16 protein-coding genes are annotated in these 17902 nt (G+C 64.8%); 6 read left to right on the top strand and 10 right to left on the bottom strand.

Annotated features, from left to right (window positions below; all coding sequences use genetic code 11):
- Positions 1-16: 16 nt before the first annotated feature.
- From rseP to rpsB, 9 genes are all read right to left on the bottom strand, one after another.
- A complete protein-coding gene (gene rseP, locus DFR24_RS02820) occupies positions 17-1369 on the bottom strand; it encodes an RIP metalloprotease RseP (RefSeq protein WP_133879825.1) in 1353 nt (450 codons plus the stop codon).
- Positions 1362-2543 (bottom strand): 1-deoxy-D-xylulose-5-phosphate reductoisomerase, encoded by a 1182-nt coding sequence (locus DFR24_RS02815; RefSeq protein ID WP_133879824.1) that lies wholly within the window; start codon positions 2541-2543, stop codon positions 1362-1364. Before DFR24_RS02815 ends, rseP begins: the two co-directional genes overlap by 8 nt.
- Positions 2543-3364 (bottom strand): phosphatidate cytidylyltransferase, encoded by an 822-nt coding sequence (locus tag DFR24_RS02810; protein ID WP_133879823.1) that lies wholly within the window; start codon positions 3362-3364, stop codon positions 2543-2545. Before DFR24_RS02810 ends, DFR24_RS02815 begins: the two co-directional genes overlap by 1 nt.
- Positions 3365-3380: 16 nt before the next feature.
- Positions 3381-4100, bottom strand: a complete 720-nt coding sequence (gene uppS / locus DFR24_RS02805; protein ID WP_281280137.1) for a polyprenyl diphosphate synthase — start codon at positions 4098-4100, stop codon at positions 3381-3383.
- Positions 4097-4225, bottom strand: a complete 129-nt coding sequence (locus tag DFR24_RS25115; protein WP_281280136.1) for a hypothetical protein — start codon at positions 4223-4225, stop codon at positions 4097-4099. The genes uppS and DFR24_RS25115 overlap by 4 nt, the downstream gene beginning before the upstream one ends.
- Positions 4222-4779, bottom strand: coding sequence for a ribosome recycling factor (gene frr / locus DFR24_RS02800; RefSeq protein WP_133879821.1), 558 nt, complete (start codon positions 4777-4779; stop codon positions 4222-4224). Before frr ends, DFR24_RS25115 begins: the two co-directional genes overlap by 4 nt.
- Positions 4780-4786: 7 nt before the next feature.
- A complete protein-coding gene (gene pyrH / locus DFR24_RS02795; RefSeq protein ID WP_133879820.1) occupies positions 4787-5509 on the bottom strand; it encodes a UMP kinase in 723 nt (240 codons plus the stop codon).
- 91 nt (positions 5510-5600) lie between these two features.
- Entirely contained in the window at positions 5601-6521 is a 921-nt protein-coding gene (gene tsf, locus DFR24_RS02790) for a translation elongation factor Ts (protein ID WP_133879819.1), read from the bottom strand.
- Between the two features lie 2 nt (positions 6522-6523).
- The gene (gene rpsB / locus DFR24_RS02785; protein WP_133879818.1) at positions 6524-7321 is read right to left on the bottom strand and encodes a 30S ribosomal protein S2; all 798 of its coding nucleotides are present in this window, start codon (positions 7319-7321) and stop codon (positions 6524-6526) included.
- A 229-nt stretch (positions 7322-7550) separates the two neighbouring features.
- On the opposite strand from rpsB, the gene map reads away from it, so the two are divergent.
- From map to DFR24_RS02755, 6 genes are all read left to right on the top strand, one after another.
- Entirely contained in the window at positions 7551-8318 is a 768-nt protein-coding gene (gene map, locus DFR24_RS02780; protein ID WP_133881436.1) for a type I methionyl aminopeptidase, read from the top strand.
- Positions 8319-8408: 90 nt separating this feature from the next.
- Positions 8409-11099 (top strand): [protein-PII] uridylyltransferase, encoded by a 2691-nt coding sequence (glnD, locus tag DFR24_RS02775; protein ID WP_133879817.1) that lies wholly within the window; start codon positions 8409-8411, stop codon positions 11097-11099.
- A gap of 46 nt (positions 11100-11145) precedes the next feature.
- The gene (gene dapD / locus DFR24_RS02770) at positions 11146-11961 is read left to right on the top strand and encodes a 2,3,4,5-tetrahydropyridine-2,6-dicarboxylate N-succinyltransferase (protein ID WP_133879816.1); all 816 of its coding nucleotides are present in this window, start codon (positions 11146-11148) and stop codon (positions 11959-11961) included.
- A gap of 16 nt (positions 11962-11977) precedes the next feature.
- Positions 11978-13120, top strand: a complete 1143-nt coding sequence (gene dapE, locus DFR24_RS02765) for a succinyl-diaminopimelate desuccinylase (RefSeq protein ID WP_133879815.1) — start codon at positions 11978-11980, stop codon at positions 13118-13120.
- Between the two features lie 13 nt (positions 13121-13133).
- Entirely contained in the window at positions 13134-14132 is a 999-nt protein-coding gene (locus tag DFR24_RS02760; RefSeq protein ID WP_133879814.1) for a YheT family hydrolase, read from the top strand.
- A 403-nt stretch (positions 14133-14535) separates the two neighbouring features.
- A complete protein-coding gene (locus DFR24_RS02755; RefSeq protein ID WP_162850999.1) occupies positions 14536-16071 on the top strand; it encodes a trypsin-like serine peptidase in 1536 nt (511 codons plus the stop codon).
- Between the two features lie 42 nt (positions 16072-16113).
- Here DFR24_RS02755 and DFR24_RS24295 read toward each other — a convergent pair.
- On the bottom strand, positions 16114-17902 hold a 1789-nt coding region (locus tag DFR24_RS24295), incomplete at its 5' end, for a beta strand repeat-containing protein (protein ID WP_211346573.1).

Below are 17902 nucleotides of genomic sequence, written 5' to 3'. Positions count from 1 at the left end.
TTTGCTTATGGCGCCGTCAGACGAGGCGCATGATGTCGTTGAACAGAGCCAGCACCATCAGCATGCCGATGAACGTCAGGCCCACGTACTGAGCAGCAATCTGTGCCCGCTCGGACAAGGGCCTCCCCTTGATTCCTTCGATCGCGAACATCAGCAGGTGACCGCCATCGAGCAGCGGCACCGGCAGCAGATTCAGCACGCCGAGGCTGACGCTGACCACCGCCATGAAGCTGAGGAATGAAACGAGCCCGATCTGAGCCGAATCTCCCGCCACCTGCGCGATCTGGATCGGACCACTGACGTTCTTGATCGATACTTCGCCGAGCACCATGTGCCAGAGCACTCGCAGCGTGAGCTGCGTCATCTGCCATGCCTGTCCGACCGCTGCAGGAAATGCATCGATCGGACCAAGCCGGCGCGCGGCGCGCAGATTCTGCCACAACTCCTCGTCAACAGCGGGGCGCGCGCCCAGCTGTCCGATGTTGTGTCCTGCCTCGTCGACGCTGGCCAGGACGGCGTTGACCTCGATCATCGTGCCGGCACGATTCACCTCGATCCGGGTCACCGCGCCAGGTCGCGGCCGGACCGCCGTCACCAGTGACCGCCAATCGGTTATCGGCTCGCCCTGGATGCTGACGATGCGATCGCCCGCGATCAGGCCAGCTGCCTCGGCGGAACTGCCCGGCATGATCTGACCCAGCACCGGATCGATCTTCGGCTGCCAGACATCCAGACCCAGGTCGTCGAACAGGAACTGCGGGTCGGTACGGACCCCGTTCAGCGGCAAGGTGACCTCGCGGGTCAGCCCCTGCTCGTTGCGAACGGCCAACTGGATGCGAGCGCTGCCCAGGCTGCCGTCGATCAGCTCCATGCGGAGCTCATTCCACGTCGGCACCGGCGTGCCGCCGACCGTCAGGACCTCATCGCCAGCGTGCAGTCCGGCGGCGGCGGCGGCGGTGCCCGGTCGCGGGGCGTCGATCAGCGGCCGCAATCCCTGGACGCCGATCATGAAGATCAGCCAGTACAGGGCAATGGCGAGCAGGAAATTGGCGAGCGGGCCGGCCACGAGAATGGCCATGCGCCGCGGAACCGACTGCGTGTTGAAGGCGAGATGGCGCTCCGACGGAGCAACCGGGCCTTCGCGCTCGTCGAGCATCTTGACGTAGCCGCCGATCGGATACGGGGCCAGCGCCCATTCGACGCCGTCGCGCGTGTGAAAGCTTTTCCAGGGCTTGCCCCAGCCCAGCGAAAATCGAAGGACCTTCACGCCCAGGCGGCGGGCCATCCAGTAATGCCCGTACTCGTGGAAGCACACCAGGATGCTCAGGGCGACGACGAACCCGGCGATATCCCAGACGAGGTCAAGCACCGGCGAGCTCCTTCAGGCTCCCGCCACACCACGCGCGCGCCCAAGCATCGACGTGCAAAACGGCGTCGATGTCGGACGGGTTGGGGAGGCCAGCCGCTAGAGCCGCCTCGCAACAGCTTTCGACCATTCGTGGAATCCCCAGAAACCCGATGTGGACGTTCAGAAACGCTTCGACCGCGATTTCGTTCGCCGCGTTCAATACGTTCGGAAAATTCTTGCCGGCGGCCAGCGCGTCGCGGGCGATACGAAGACAAGGGAAGCGTTCGAGGTCAGGCGTCTCGAAGCGCAGCCGGCCCAGCGCCGCCAGATCCAGCCCGCCGACGCCGGATTCCCAGCGCTCCGGCCATGCCAGCGCGTGAGCGATCGGAACCCGCATATCCGGCTGTCCGAGCTGGGCGAGGCTGGAGCCGTCCACATACTCGACCAGCGAATGGACGACGCTTTCCGGGTGCACCACCACGTCGAGCCGCTCGCGCGGCAGGCCGTACAGCGCCGCGGCCTCGATCAGTTCCAGGCCCTTGTTCATCAGCGTGGCCGAGTCGACCGAGATCTTGCGGCCCATGCTCCAGTTCGGATGGCGCACGGCCTGTTCCGGCGTCACGTCCGCCAGCGCCTCCAGCGGTGTTTCGCGGAACGGGCCACCCGAGGCGGTCAGGATCAGCCGGCGCACCCCCCTCACCTCGTGCCCGCAACGATAGTCGCCGGGCAGGCACTGGAAGATCGCGTTGTGCTCGCTGTCGATCGGGATGATCGTGGCGCCGTGCGTGCGCGCCTCCTCCATCATCAGCGCGCCAGCCATGACCAGCGGCTCCTTGTTGGCGATCAGCACCCGTTTGCTGGCGCGGATGGCCGACAACGTCGGATGCAGGCCCACGGCACCGACGATGGCCGACATCACGGTGTCGGTCGAGCCGTCCGCCGCCAGGTCGCAGATCGCATCGATGCCTTCCAGCACCTCGCAACCGGGATTGGCCTGGCGCAGCGCGCGAGCGGCCGAGAGATCCGCCATCGCAACGACGCGGGGCCGGAACCGGCGAACCAGATCGAGCATGCCTTCGACGTCGCGATTCGCCGCAAGTGCCACGACGTCGAGCTTGTCCGGGTGACGCGCCGCCACGTCCAGTGTGCTGCGGCCAACGCTGCCGGTCGCACCCAGGACGAGCAGTTTTCGCATCAGAGTTTCAGCAGGGTCAGGCCCAGCGCCATCATCGGCGCGCCTGCGAGGATGCTGTCCACGCGATCCAGCATGCCGCCGTGACCCGGCAGGATCGTGCCGCTGTCCTTCACTCCCGCAGCCCGCTTGAACAGGCTCTCGACCAGGTCACCCAGCACCGAGAACAGCGCCACGAACAGGCACAGCACCACCAGCTGCACGATCTGCACCGGCGAATCGATCGGGAAAACCCAGGGACCGGCGCATGCCGCCCAGGCGGCACAGAGCAGCAGTCCGCCCACCATTCCCTCCACCGTCTTGCCTGGCGATACCGACGGCGCGAGCTTGTGCTTGCCGAAATTTCGGCCCGCGAGGTACGCGCCGGTGTCGGCGGCGAAGACCAGGAAGAACAGGAAGAACACGCGCCACGGCCCGTTGGGCATGGCGTGCAGCATCCACAGCGAAAGCATCGTGGGCACGATCAGCAGCACGCCGATCAGCCACATCACCGGGAGACCCGGTCGCGAGCGTTCGAAATTACCCGGATAGCCGCGCACGAGCCCGATCGCCAGCAGCCACCACAGCCCTGCGGCCACACATACCCACAGCGCGTGTTCCCGCAGCAGCCAGCCGGCGGCGAGCAGCGCCGCGCAACTCGCAACGAAACCCGCGCGGATCGCGGTGGAGGGCGCGGGCGCCTTCATCAGCCCTGCCCACTCCCAACCCGCGATCAGGCCCGCAGCGCAGAAGACGGCGTACAGCGCCGGCGGCGGCAGGAACGCGATGGCTGCGATCAGCAGCGGCAGCAGGATCAGCGCGGTCAGTACCCGTTGGATCAGCATCGAGGGGCGTGTCCGATCAGGCGCTTTCGGGCACGCGGCCGAATCGCCGCTGGCGCGTCGCGAACCAGTCCAGCGCAGCCGTGAGGTCGGCGTCGCCGAAGTCCGGCCACAACGTGTCGCAGAAATACAGTTCGGCGTAGGCGAGCTGCCACAACAGGAAATTGCTGATGCGCTTCTCGCCACCGGTACGGATTAGCAGGTCCGGAGGCGGAATGCCGGCCGTATCCAGGCCCGCTTCGATGCCGGCAGCCGTGATGGTCTCGCCGCGTTCGGCCAGTCGCTGCGCCGCCTGCACGATGTCCCACTGGCCGCCATAGCCCACCGCGACGTTGAGTTTCAGTTCCCGGTTGTCGCGGGTCAGCTCCACGGCCCGGTTCATCTCGGCGCGCAGCGGCGCGGAGAACTCGGCGTGGTCGCCGATGAAGCGCAGGCGCACGCCGTTGCGGTGCAAGGAATTCATCTCGCGCCCCAGCGTGCGGATGAACAACTGCATCAGCAGGCTGACCTCGGTGGCCGGGCGTCGCCAGTTCTCCTGGCTGAACGCGAACACCGTGAGGTACTCCACTCCGTGCTTGCGGGCGCATCGCAACACACGGCGGGCGGCGCGTACGCCAGCACGGTGCCCGAAGGCGCGCGGCTCTCCACGCGCGTTCGCCCAGCGTCCGTTGCCGTCCATTATGACGGCAACATGCGTCGGAACGCTTTCGTCTGGCAGCGGTGGCGGGGCCTGGATCAAGTGGGGATCACCGTGGAGAGCAGTATCGGCAATTCGAACGTGCCGATGCTGAATGCGAGCGCAATGCGGTAGCGGATGTCGCGATGGCCGCAGATTCCGGCCTCGCCCATGCCGCCAGCCGTCAAAGGGACATCAGCTCCTTTTCCTTGGCGGCAGCCAGCTCGTCGACCTTGGCGACGAACTGGTCGGTCAGCTTCTGGATTTCGGTTTCGCCGCGCTTTTCATCGTCAGTGCTGATCACCTTCTCCTTCGCCAGCTCCTTGATGTCCTGGTTGGCATCGCGGCGCACGGCGCGAATGGCGACTCGCCCGCCCTCGGCCTCGCCCCGGACGATCTTCGCCATGTCGCGACGGCGCTCTTCGGTGAGCGGCGGCATGATGATGCGGATGATCGTGCCGGCGGTGCTCGGATTCAGGCCCAGATCCGACTTCATGATCGCTTTCTCGATCACCGAGGTCATGTTCTTTTCCCAGGCCGTGATCGAGATCGTCCGTGCATCCTCGACGACCACGTTCGCGCACTGCGAAAGCGGAACCTCGGAGCCGTAGTAATCGACGGTGAGATGGTCGAGCAGACCCGCGTGAGCGCGGCCCGTGCGCAGCTTGGCCAGCGCGGCTTTCAGCGAGTCGATGCACTTCTGCATGCGATCGCCAGCTTCCTTCTTGATGTCGTTGATCATGTTTTCCTCAGGCGTGAACGCGCGTGCCGATGGTCTGGTCGCCCATCACGATGCTGATCAGCGCACCGGGGCGGTCCATGTCATAGACCCGCAGTTTCATCTTGTGATCGCGGCACAGCACCATCGCCGTCTGGTCCATCACGGCGAGGCGCTGATCCAGCGCATTGTCGTACGTCAGTTCGTCGTACTTGGTCGCGGTCTTGTCCTTCTTCGGATCAGCCGTGTAGATGCCGTCCACTTTTGTGGCCTTGAGCATCAGATCGGCGCCGATCTCGACGGCGCGCAGAGCGGCAGCCGAATCGGTCGTGAAGAAGGGATTGCCCGTTCCGGCGCCGAACACCAGCACGCGCCCCTTCTCGAGGTGGCGCACGGCACGGCGACGGATGAAGTCCTCGCAGACCTCGTTGATCCGGATGGCCGACTGGACGCGCGCCTGCAGACCCACGCGTTCGATCGCGTCCTGGATCGCCAGCGCATTGATCACGGTGGCCAGCATGCCCATCTGGTCGCCGGTGACGCGATCCATGCCGGCACGCGCAAGGCCTTCGCCGCGGAAGATATTGCCGCCACCGACCACGAGCGCCACCTGCACGCCCGCCGCCACGACCTGCTTGAGCTCTTCGGCCACGAAGGACATCACCTTCGGAGAGATACCGAACTCCAGGTCGCCCATCAGGGCTTCACCGGAGATTTTCAGCAGGATGCGCTTGTAAGCCGGCTTGTTACTCATCGATCAAGCTTCCGTTCGGGCTGGCTGATGTCGGCTTCGGATAAAACGAAGCCCCGTTTCCGGGGCCTCGGGATCACACTAGTTTAGCTTCTCAGCCGCCTGCCGCAGCCACTTCCGCTGCGAAGTCGGTCTGCTTCTTCTCGATGCCCTCGCCCACGGCCAGCCGCACGAACTGCGACACGGTGGCCTTCTCCTTGGTGAGGACTTCGCGCACCTTGGCGTCGGACTTCAGGCCGTAGGCGTCGTTCTTCACGAAGGGCTGACCGATCAGGGTCTGCTCGTCGAGGAACTTGGTCACCTTGCCTTCGGTCATCTTGGCGACGATCTCGGCCGGCTTCGGCTTCTTGCCCGCAGCGGCGTCCTCCGCCTGTTCCTGCGCGACCTGCGCCTCGATGATGCGGCGCTCGGCGGCCACGATGTCGGCGGAAATGCTCGCCGGATCGACCGCACGCGGCGACATCGCGGCGATATGCATCGCCAGATCCTTCGCCAGATCCACGCTGCCGGCCGTGAGCGCCACGGCAACCGCGATCTTGTCGCCAGGGTGCACGTAGGTGACCAGCGGACCCCCGCCGGACACCACGATGTCCACGCGACGGATCGTCAGGTTCTCGCCGATCTTGCCGACGAGTTCGCGGCGCAGTTCGTCGAGCGTACGGTCACCGACCTTGAGCGCCACCAGTTCTTCGGCCGACTTCGGACGATGGACGAGCGCCGCGTTGGCAGCCGACTGGGCCAGGGCCCGGAATTCCGGGTTCTTGGCGACAAAATCGGTCTCGGAATTGACCTCGACCAGCGCCACCGCCTCGGCGTTGGACGCCAGGGCGATGATGCCTTCGGCAGCCGTGCGACCGGCCTTCTTGTCGGCCTTGGTCGTTCCATCCATGCGCAGCTTCTCGATTGCCTTGTCGAGGTCGCCCTCGACAGCCTCGAGCGCCTTCTTGCAATCGCCCATGCCGGCGCCGGTACGGTCACGCAGCTCCTTGATCAGAGCGGCAGTTACTGCAGCCATGCTCAGCCCTCCGCCTTCTCGCCACGACCGGCCGGCTTGCGCGGGCCACGGGGGCGGCGTGCGCCACGGTCTTCGGCCGAAGCCGCGTCGGCGGCATCTTCGCGAGGAGCGACGCTGTTGGAGCCGCGGCCCTCGATGATGGCGTCGGCCACGCACTGCGAGTAGACCTTGATCGCGCGGGTGGCGTCGTCGTTACCCGGGATGACCACGTCGATCAGCTCGGGATCGTTGTTCGAATCGACCACGGCGACCACCGGAATGCCCAGCTTGCGGGCTTCGGCGACGGCGATCTTCTCGTAGCCCGTGTCGATGACGAACAGGCAATCCGGCAGGCTCGGCATGTCCTTGATGCCTCCGAGCGAGCGGCGCAGCTTCTCCAGTTCGCGCTGGAACAGGAGCTGTTCCTTCTTGGACAGGCGGTTGATCGTGCCGTCCTCGACCTGCTTTTCCATCTCGTGCAGGCGCTTGATCGAGCCCTTGATGGTCTTGAAATTGGTCAGCGTGCCGCCGAGCCAGCGCTGGCTGACGAAGGGCATGCCGCAACGCTGGGCCTCGGCTTCGATCGCCTCGCGGGCGGCGCGCTTGGTGCCGACGAACAGCACGCGGCCACCGCTGGCGGCCATCTTGCCGACGTAGGAGCAGGCATCCTTCAGCAACGGAAGGGTGTGCTCGAGGTTGATGATGTGGATCTTGTTGCGGCTTCCGAAGATGTAGGAATCCATCTTCGGGTTCCAGTAACGGGTCCGGTGGCCAAAGTGGGCCCCCGCCTCCAGCAACTGGCGCATGGTGACATTCGACATTGAAACAACTCCTTGGGTTAGAACTGACCGCTCCGGGGTGAAGTACGGATGCACCCAAGGCCGGAACGGATGAGGTTGTGACGCGGAAGAACCAGAGGAACTTCGTTGCCAAAAAAAGCGCGGCTTTATAGCATGCGCGGCTTCGCCTCTCAACCGTGCCAAGTAGGCTCGGCAGCGAGGAAAATCGCCTGGAACCGCTTACCCGATGGATTCGGAAACCTCTCCCCGCATGGGCATCACGATCAAGACCCCGGACGAACGCCAGAAAATGCGTGAGGCCGGACACGCGGCGGCGCAAGTGCTGGAAATGATTGCACCGGATGTCAAAGCCGGCGTTTCGACCGACGAACTCGATCGGATCTGCCACCGCTACATCGTCGACGAACTGGGCTGCGTCCCCGCCCCGCTCAACTACAAGGGCTTCCCGAAGTCGATCTGCACCTCGGTCAACCATGTGGTCTGCCATGGCATCCCGAGCGCCAAGGTCCTCAAGCGCGGCGACATCATCAACATCGACATCACCGTCATCAAGGACGGCTGGCACGGCGATACCAGCCAGACCTTCTTCGTCGGCGAACCCACGGTCCTGGCCAAGCGCCTGGTCGAGACCACCCGCGAAGCGATGCTCGCCGGCATCCGCCTGATCAAGCCCGGCGTTCGCCTCGGCGACCTGGGCCATGTCATCCAGCGGCTGTCGGAATCGCGTGGCTACTCGATCGTGCGCGAATACTGCGGCCACGGAATCGGGCAGATCTTCCACGAAGATCCGCAAGTCCTGCACTACGGCAAGCCGGACACCGGCATCGAACTCCAGGAAGGCATGTGCTTCACCGTGGAACCCATGCTCAATGCGGGACGGGCAGAGGTTCGCCTGCTTCCCGATGGGTGGACGGTGGTCACCAAGGACCACTCGTTGTCGGCGCAGTGGGAGCACACGGTGCTCGTCACGGCGGACGGCTTCGAAGTGCTGACGCAGCGGGAAGGCGAAACGATCTAGCCGCGTCTGCCGGACTCCGGTTCCCAGGCCAACGGAACGCTATTCCGGATCAACTGGTAACTGGCACCTGGAAACGGGACACTGCCGAGCATGGGTGCCGAACTCGAACTAGCCGAAGACGAAGCCGCCAGCGTGTTCTCTGCGCGGAAGGTCCGCGCGCGCCTGCGAGCGGACGATGGCAAGCCGGTTCCGGCCTTCCGCGCGACGCTCGCCTGGGGCAAGGAGCGCCTGCTGAGCCTTTTCCACGAGGGCCAGGCCGCCGAATCGCTGGTCCGGGCACGCGCCCACCTCGTCGATGAAGTGCTGCGCGAAGCCTGGCTCCGGCATCTGTCTCCGGACTCTCCCGGCATCGCCCTGATCGCCGTCGGCGGTTACGGGCGCGGCGAACTGCTGCCCTCGTCGGACATCGACATCCTGCTGCTGCACGACGGCACCAGCCTCGAGCATCTTCGCAAGTCGCTCGAGCAACTGACCGCCTTCTTCTGGGACATCGGGCTGGAAGTGGGCAGCAGCGTCCGCTCGCTCGACGAATGCGCGTCCGAGGCGGCCAAGGACATCACGGTCATCACCAACCTGATGGAGGCGCGCTACCTGACCGGCGACGAGTCGCTGTTCGGAGCGATGCAGAAGCGCCTGACGCCGGACAAGGTCTGGCCGGTCGCGGAATTCTTCCGCGCCAAGAAAGCGGAGCAGCAGGCTCGCTACCGCAAATACGACGACACCGGCTACAAACTCGAACCCAACGTCAAGGAATCGCCCGGCGGCCTGCGCGACATCCACACGATCGGCTGGGTCGCCAAGCGTCACTTCGGCGCGAGCACGCTCAGCGAGCTGCGCGATCACGGCTTCCTGACCAAGCAGGAATGCGACGAACTCTTCGCGGGACAGGACCTGCTGTGGCGCGTGCGTTTCGCACTGCACATGATCACGGGCCGCCGGGAAGACCGTCTGCTGTTCGATCACCAGGTGAAGATCGCGAGCCTGTTCGGCTATGTGAACAGCGATCCGCAGCATCCGAACCAGGCGGTCGAGCAGTTCATGCAGTTGTATTACCGCACCATCAAGTCGCTGAGCTGCCTCAACGACATGCTGCTGCAGCTGTTCGAGGAAGCGATCCTGCACCCGCTGCCCGATGCGGCGGTGAAGATCGTCAACGCGCGTTTCCAGATCCGCAACGGCTACATGGAAGCGCGCAACGACGACGTCTTCCGCAAGGATCCCGAGGCGCTGATCGAGATCTTCCTGCTGATGCAGCAGCATCGCGGGCTCGAAGGCATCCGCGCACAGACCGTACGGATGATCCTGCGCGACACCCGCCTGATCAATGATGAAGTCCGCAACGATGTGCGTGCACGCACGCTGTTCATGGAGATGTTCCGTGAACGCCGCGGCCTGACGCGCAACTTGCGGCGCATGAATCGATACGGCGTGCTCGGCCGCTACCTGCCCGCGTTCGGCAAGGTCGTGGGCCTGATGCAGTACGACCTGTTCCACACGCTCACCGTGGACGAACACACGCTGTATGTCGTGCGCAACCTGCGGCGCTTCGCGATGGAACGCTTCCGTCACGAGATGCCGTTCTGCAGCCAGCGGATGGACAAGATCGCCAAGCAGGAGCTGCTCTACCTGGCAGGCTTCTTCCACGACATGGCCAAGGGCCGCGGTGGAGACCACTCGGACATCGGCGCATCCGAAGCCCGACAGTTCTGCCTGGACCACGGCCTGTCGCACACCGACGCCGAACTGGTCGCCTGGCTGGTGAAGAGCCACCTGGTGATGTCGCTCACCGCCCAGCGCGCCGACATCACCGATCCGCAGGTCATCGCCGAGTTCACGCGCAAGGTCGGCGATCGCACGCACCTCGATTACCTGTTCCTGATGACGGTGGCGGACATCCGCGCCACCAATCCCGCGCTGTGGAATTCCTGGCGCGAGTCGCTGCTGCTGGATCTCTACAAGGCGACGAGCCGCACGCTCGAGCGCGGCATCGAGAATCCGCTGCGTCAGGAAGAGATGGTTGACGAAACCCAGGCCGAGGCGACGCCGCTGCTCGCCGCCCAGGGCATCGACGCCGCCACGGCCGACAAGGCCTGGGCCCGGTTCGGCGACGAATATTTCCTGAGGCACTCCGCAGAGGAACTCGCGTGGCATCTGCCGGCGATCCTCAAGGCCAGGGAAGAAGAGCTTCCGCTGGTCATCGTCGACACCGTCGGCGGACGCGGCACCACGGTCTTCGTCTACATGCACGACCGCGATCACCTGTTCGCGCTGTCCACCGGCGTGCTGGCGCGGCTGGGTCTGACGATTCTCGATGCCCGCATCCACACCTCGGCCGACGGCTTCGTGCTCGACTCGTACGTGGTCATGGAAGGCGACGGTTCACCGATCCAGAATCCGCACCGCCACGAGGAGATCCGCGAGCAATTGCGCAAGGTCCTGGGTGATCCGGCCATCTCGCGTGTCGAGATCAATCGCCGCATTCCGCATCGCCTGAAGCACTTCAACACGCCGACGACGATCTACGTCAGCCAGGACGAGGCGCGTGCGCGCACCGTGCTCGAACTCGTCACGGCCGATCAGCCGGGCCTGCTGTCGATGATCGGCCGCGCTTTCCACAAGCGCGGCATCCTCCTCGACGCCGCCAAGATCGCGACGATCGGCGAGCGCGCCGAGGACGTGTTCTTCATCACCGATTCCGCACATCGTCCGATCACGGACGAGGAAACGCTCGACGATCTGCGCGAAGTGCTGACCCGCACGCTGGATCGCAGCGAAGCTTAGTAACCCCCATAGGACGGGGCGTCAGCCCCGGTCGAAAGCAATTCATATGACCGACCTTCAGAAGACACTGGACACCGCGTGGGAAAACCGCGCCACCCTCGATCGCAACGACGCCGTTGTGCGCGAAGCCGTACTCGAGGCCATCGAGCAGCTCGATTCGGGCAAGGCCCGCGTCGCAGAACCCACCGCCGAAGGCTGGAAGGTCAACCAGTGGCTGAAGAAGGCGGTGCTGCTGTATTTCCGCCTGCATGACAACGCGCCCATCGGCATGGGCCAGCTCGGCGGCTGGGACAAGGTGCCGCTCAAGTTCGATGGCTGGAGCGCCGAGCGCTTCGCGCAGCAGAACGCCCGCGTCGTGCCGCCGGCCGCGGTGCGCAAGGGCGCCTACATCGCGCCGGGCGCGATCCTGATGCCGAGCTACGTGAACATCGGCGCCTATGTCGGCAGCGGCACGATGGTCGACACCTGGGCGACCGTGGGCTCTTGCGCCCAGATCGGCGCCAACGTGCACCTGTCCGGCGGCGTGGGCATCGGCGGCGTGCTTGAACCGATCCAGGCCGGCCCGGTCGTCATCGAAGATGGCTGCTTCATCGGCGCACGCTCGGAAGTGGTCGAAGGCGTCGTCGTCGAAAAGGGCTCGGTCATCTCGATGGGCGTTTTCATCGGGCAGTCCACGCCGATCTACGATCGCGAATCCGGCGAAATCTCCTACGGCCGCGTCCCCGCCTACAGCGTCGTCGTCGCGGGCTCGCTGCCCAAGGACGGCGGCCGCTACAACCTGAACTGTGCCGTCATCGTGAAGCGCGTGGACGAGAAGACGCGCGGCAAGGTCGGCATCAACGAGCTGCTGCGCGATCTCTGAAGCATCAGCGTCGTTCGTGAGCACTTCTCCGCAAGCCGTTCTGGACCTGACCTGCGCGCTGATCGCGCAGCGATCGAACACGCCCGACGACGCCGGCTGCTGCGAGATCATCGCAGCGCGTCTGCGCCCGCTGGGATTCACGATCGAATATCTCGACGCCGAGGGCGTCACCAACCTGTGGGCCACGCGCGGCAGCGGCCGCCCGCTGACGATCCTCGCAGGGCATACGGATATCGTCCCGACGGGCCCGCTCGACCAGTGGACGTCCGATCCGTTCACACCCGAGATTCGCGACGGCGTGCTGTACGGACGCGGCGCGGCGGACATGAAGTCGGGTCTCGCGGCCATGGTCTGCGCCGTGCAGCGCCTGCTCGCTGCCGGCGATTTTCCGGGCACCCTCGCCTTCCTGGTCACCAGCGACGAAGAAGGCATGGCGACCTTTGGCACCCAGCACGCGGTCCGGCTGCTGCAGGCGCGCGGCCTGGTGCCGGACTACGCCATCGTCGGTGAGGCCTCTTCCAACGAACGGCTGGGCGACCGCATCGTCGTCGGACGCCGCGGCTCGCTGGGATGCAATCTCAAGGTCATCGGCAAGCAGGGGCACGTCGCCTATCCGCACAAGGGCGACAACCCGGTGCATCGCCTGGCGCCGGCGCTGGCCGAACTCGTCGCCACTCGCTGGGACGAAGGCAACGCGCACTTTCCGCCGACGTCCTTCCAGATCTCGAACGTCCACTCCGGAACCGGCGCAACCAACGTGATCCCGGGTTCGGCCGAAGCCGTTTTCAACTTCCGCTATTCGACGGAATCGAAAGCCGACGATCTCAAGGCGCGCGTGCACGCCGTGCTCGATCGCTGGTGCCCGCAGTACGAAGCCACCTGGTGGCATACCGGCCAGCCGTTCCTGACCCGCGCGGGCAAGCTGATCGACGCTGCACGCAGCGCCGTGGCGCACGTCGTCGGCGTGGCCGAACCCGAGCTGTTCACCGGCGGCGGCACCTCCGACGCCCGGTTCCTCGCCCCCTGGGGTGCGGAGGTCGTCGAGATCGGCCCGATCAACGACAGCATCCACAAGATCAACGAGCACGTCCGCGTCGACGATCTCGAGCCGCTTTCGCGCATCTACGAAACCACCTTGCGCCGCCTCGCGACGCCCTGAGCCCGTACGCTCGATGCCGCCCGCGGACGACAAGGGATTCCCGGCGTTCGCGCCACCAGCAGGCCTGCGCCACGCCAGCCTCCAATCGACGCTGGCGAGCAAGCGGCCGGTCCAGCGCCTGTGGCGCAAGAAGGGACTCGACCTCAACGCCAAATCCATCGCGCATGTGCTCGACTGCGGCCACGGCGTACGTCTGACGGGCCAGCAGACCCCTGCCCCGACCGCAGCGAGTCGCGGCCTCGCCGTGCTGGTCCACGGTTGGGAGGGCGGCCACGATTCGAGTTATCTCTACTCGATGGCGGCCCGCCTGCACACCGAAGGGTATGCGACGTTCCGGCTCAACCTGCGCGATCACGCCGGCACGCACGATCTGAACGAAGAGATGTTCCACTCGGCCCGCATGGACGAAGTGTTCGGCGCGCTCGCGCGCATCCGCACGCTCGAGCCGCAGGGCCCGCTGTTCGTCATCGGCTTTTCCCTGGGCGGCAATTTCTCGCTGCGCGTCGGGCTGCAGGGTTCATCGCGCGGCGTGAACCCGCGACTGTCGATCGGCATCTCGCCGTCGATCAATCCGGCTTCGACGCTCGAAGGCATCGACAGCGGACCCGCGCTGTTCCGCTGGTACTTCCTGGACAAATGGCAGCGCACGCTCGAGGCCAAGCGGCGCGCCTGGCCGCGTTACGACTTCAGTGCCTATCGACAGCTCAAGACATTCGTCGACACGACCCGCCGCTTCGTCGCCGACTTCACCGAGTACGCAACGTACGAAGACTATCTGGCGCAATACACGCTGACGCCTGCGTTGCTGGCCGCCTCGCCCTCGCCGCTGGCGATCGTCACTTCCCGCGACGACAGCGTGATCCCGATCCGCGATTTCGCAGGCCTCGAAGTGGGCGGCTCGGTGGTCGCCTGCGACATCACCGATCACGGTGGCCACTGCGGCTTCATCGAGAACTGGCGCTTCGATTCCTGGGCTGAGCGTCGGGTCGTTGCGCTGCTGCGCGACGCCTGACGATCCGTAGCCCGGGTGAAACCCGGGATTCCCCTCGCATACGGAGCGTAACCCCGGGTTTCACCCGGGCTACGCTTTCAGGACACCTGATCCAGATGTAACCCGACGCGCCGTTCCCGGCGCGTGAACGTCCACTCGTCCGCGAGCCGGACGAGAGCACTCAAGTCGCACGCGGTCTCGCCGCTACCTCATTCGTCAGCAATCGAGAATGAACATGGGCGCGACGCTACCCACGCAAGCCATCCTGCAGCACCACCGCTTCCGCGTGGACGTGACGACCACGTCGGAATCTCGACGGCGGAGCCGAGGAACAGAACTTGTAGGGCGGCTTTCGGAGGCGGCTCGGCATCGCCCGGCTCGCGCGCGCTCTGCAGATCTCCTGATCCGCGCCATTGGGTTCCTGGTGCTGTTCGCGCTGCCGCGCTTCGCGATGGCGACGCCTCCGACGCTGGATTCACGCGATTCCGTGCCGGTGGTCCAACTCTCGCCCGTCGTGGTGAAAAGCCTGATCGAAGCCCGGAAGGAAGACGGACTCACGTTCGCAGTCGGCACTCCGGTCATGGCCGACGCCAGTGCCGGTACGTGGGATGAACCGGCGCCCGGGCGCGCACGCTGGAGATTGCGCATCGGGTCGGACGGCGCACATTCGTTGAGCTTCGAGTTGCGACAACTCACGCTGCCTCCCAACGCGCAGCTCTGGGTGTACGACCGCGACGGGCACGACATGCAGGGCCCTATCGTTGCAGCGAGCACCGGCTCCACATGGCTGCCGCTGGTGAGGAGTAACGAGGCGCTGATCGAAGCCAACATGCCGACGGAAGAGCGCGAGGATTTCGCGATCGTCATCGAGCGCGCGTTCCACGGATTCGCCGATGTATCGGGGCGCAGCTGGCCGCTGGATCCTTCGAGCGGCACCGGCAACGGCGCCTCGGGCGCCTGCAACGTCGATGTCGCCTGCAGTGCCGGCGATGCCTGGCATCCGCAATCGCGCGCCACCGTGATGCTCACGATTGCCGGCACGACCCTGTGCTCCGGCACTCTGGTCAACAACGCGCAGCAGGACGACCGGCCTCTAGTGCTGACCGCGAATCACTGCGGCATCAACGATCTCAACGTCACGTCCACGATCGTCTATTTCAACGTTCAGCGCGGCGCCTGCGCCGGCGGCACGTGGGGCGCCATGTTGCAGAACCTGCGCGGCAAGACGCTGCTCACGAACTCCCGCCTCGGCAGCAACTCCGACTTCGCCCTCATCGAACTCGCGTCGAAGCCACCCAGCAGCTTCAACGCCTACTACAGTGGTTTCGATATCAGCGGTGCAGTGCCTACATCAGGCGTGGGCATTCATCACCCTTCTGGTGACGACAAGAAACTGAGCCGCTTCACCAGTCCGGCATCCGCCGCTTCCGGCGTCTGCATCGGCTCGCACTGCGGCGAACTCCTCTCCGACGGGTTCAAGATCAACGCCTGGGCAACGAACTGGAGCAAGGGCACGACCGAATCGGGTTCTTCGGGCTCCGCGCTGTGGAATCAGGACGGCTACCTCGTCGGCACGCTCTCCGGCGGCAGATCGGAATGCACGTCCACGACGAGCAACAACGGCGGCACCGATTACTACGCGCGCCTCGATACCGCGTGGACCCAGCCCGGCGCGAATCTGCTGTCGCCGCTTTCGCTTAAGAGCGTGCTGGATCCGCAGAACACCGGATGCTCGCGGGTGGGCGGGAAGAATCCGGGAGTCGCGGCGGCTGCTGCTTGCTCCAGCTCGACGCCGCCCACGACCATCCCGTCACCGCCCGATGCCAGCGGATCCAACGCCAGTGGCGGCGGATCATCTGGCGGAGGCGGTAGCGCAGGGCTGCTCATGAGCCCCCTGTTGCTTGCCGTCTTGATCCGCAGGCGCCCGAATACCCAGCCGGTTACTCAGCCCACCTGCTAGAGAACTAAACGTCTCCCTAACATGGTGGGCTAGAAGTGCGCCTTAGCTGAACTGAATGAAATTGGTGTTATCGAAAGCGGTGAGCTGAGCCAGAGAGGTGATGTTCTCGAAAGTCGCCACTTGAACGCGGGCTACGGTGGTCTCCCAACGCGGATCAAACCACAGCTCGCCACGATTCGTCGTGCTGTTGAAGACCAGAACAAATGCCTCTGTGGTGCCGTTTCCCGGGGTCACCAGAGTCTCGATCTGGTTTGTCGTCAGAGACGACGAGAGCTCGATGAGCTTATCGCTGTCCGTCAAATTGACGAAATTGGTAATTGAGGCGCGAGTCAGATAATCGCTTGCAGCCAGGGTCGTGCCCCCAGAGGACGTTCCCGTGTTAGCGAAATCAATGAAACCCTGCGAAATTCCGATCTGATCGCCGCCCGCGCCCGTCAGGAAATCGACGATGACGTCGATACCCCCCACCGGATCGTTGGTAGTGGCACCCGTAAGGTTGTATCGGAACTGATCCACCCCGGCCCCGCCAGTCATCCTGTCGTTGCCCTCGCCCCCAATCAGCACGTCGTTTCCATTTCCACCCAATAGGGTGTCGTTGCCCGTGTTGCCGATCAACCAGTCATTACCACCACCACCATTCAAGGTGGTGTTCCCCGTCTGAGAGGCAACGATGATCGAGTCGCCGTTGGCGGCGGCGCTGAGTGCAAGAGTACCGGTCGCATTGTTGGTGAACGTTACCGACGACGCTGGCGCGCTCGCCGTTGTCCCATCCGTGGCCGTGACGGTAAACGTTCCGCCGAGCGTTCCGTTGTCGTCGACAGTGATCGTACCCACCGTGGTCAGGCCCGTGCCCCCGCCCAAGTTCGTGCCATTGACGGTCTGGAGCCCGGTATCTGCCGCGACAGCGGCCACGCCGATTTGGCTGCTATCAACATCGGTGAAGTAAGCCACCAGCGCCGCTTCCGTGAACGTCACGGCACCGTTGCCCGTATTGCTCACCAGAGTCAATACTCCTCCAGTTGGCGCAAAGACCGGCGCATCATTCACTGCCGTCACGTTGATCGTCGACGTCTGCGTCGTGCTCGTCGCAGCACCCGCACCATCAGAGTTTGCGTCCGTCACTGCCCAACTGATTGTTCGCGTCGTACTCGTCGCGGTCGGGTTATCGCTGGTGCTGCTGAACGTGATCGATTGCAAAGCCGTCAAGTAATTCGCAGTTGACGCAGCACCTGTCAGCGTCAGAACACCCGTTCCGGCGTTGTAGCTGCCCGTGATGCCGTTCTGATTGGCGAAATTGAGTAGATCGCCCGTCGTCCGACCCGCCGAAATGGTCACCGTCGCCGATGCCATCTGCGTGTCGTCCGCATCCGTCAGCGTGATGCTGTTGTCGATCACCACGCCCGCAGCGTTCTCGGTGTAACCCACCGAGCCGCCCAGACCACCCAACACCGGCGCATCGTTCACCGCCGTCACGTTGATCGTGGAGGTCTGCGTCGTGCTCGTCGCAGCGCCCGCAGCGTCGGAGTTGGCGTCGGTCACCGTCCAGCTGATCGTGCGACCCGTCGCCGTGCCGTTCACCGTCGGATCATCGCTCGTGCTGCTGAAGGTGATCGACTGCAGGGCCGTCAGATAATTCGCCGTCGTCGCTGGACCCGTCAGTGTCAACACGCCCGTCGCAGCGACGTAGTTGCCGGTGATGCCGTTCTGGTTGGTGAAATTGAGCAGATCACCCGTCGTCCGACCCGCCGAAATGGTCACCGTCGCCGATGCCATCTGCGTGTCGTCCGCATCCGTCAGCGTGATGCTGTTGTCGATCACCACGCCCGCAGCA

Source organism: Panacagrimonas perspica, assembly GCF_004364935.1.
GTDB lineage: Bacteria > Pseudomonadota > Gammaproteobacteria > Nevskiales > Nevskiaceae > Panacagrimonas > Panacagrimonas perspica.
The sequence above is the reverse complement of the archived record's forward strand: the minus strand, read 5'-3'. Positions and strand labels throughout refer to the sequence as shown.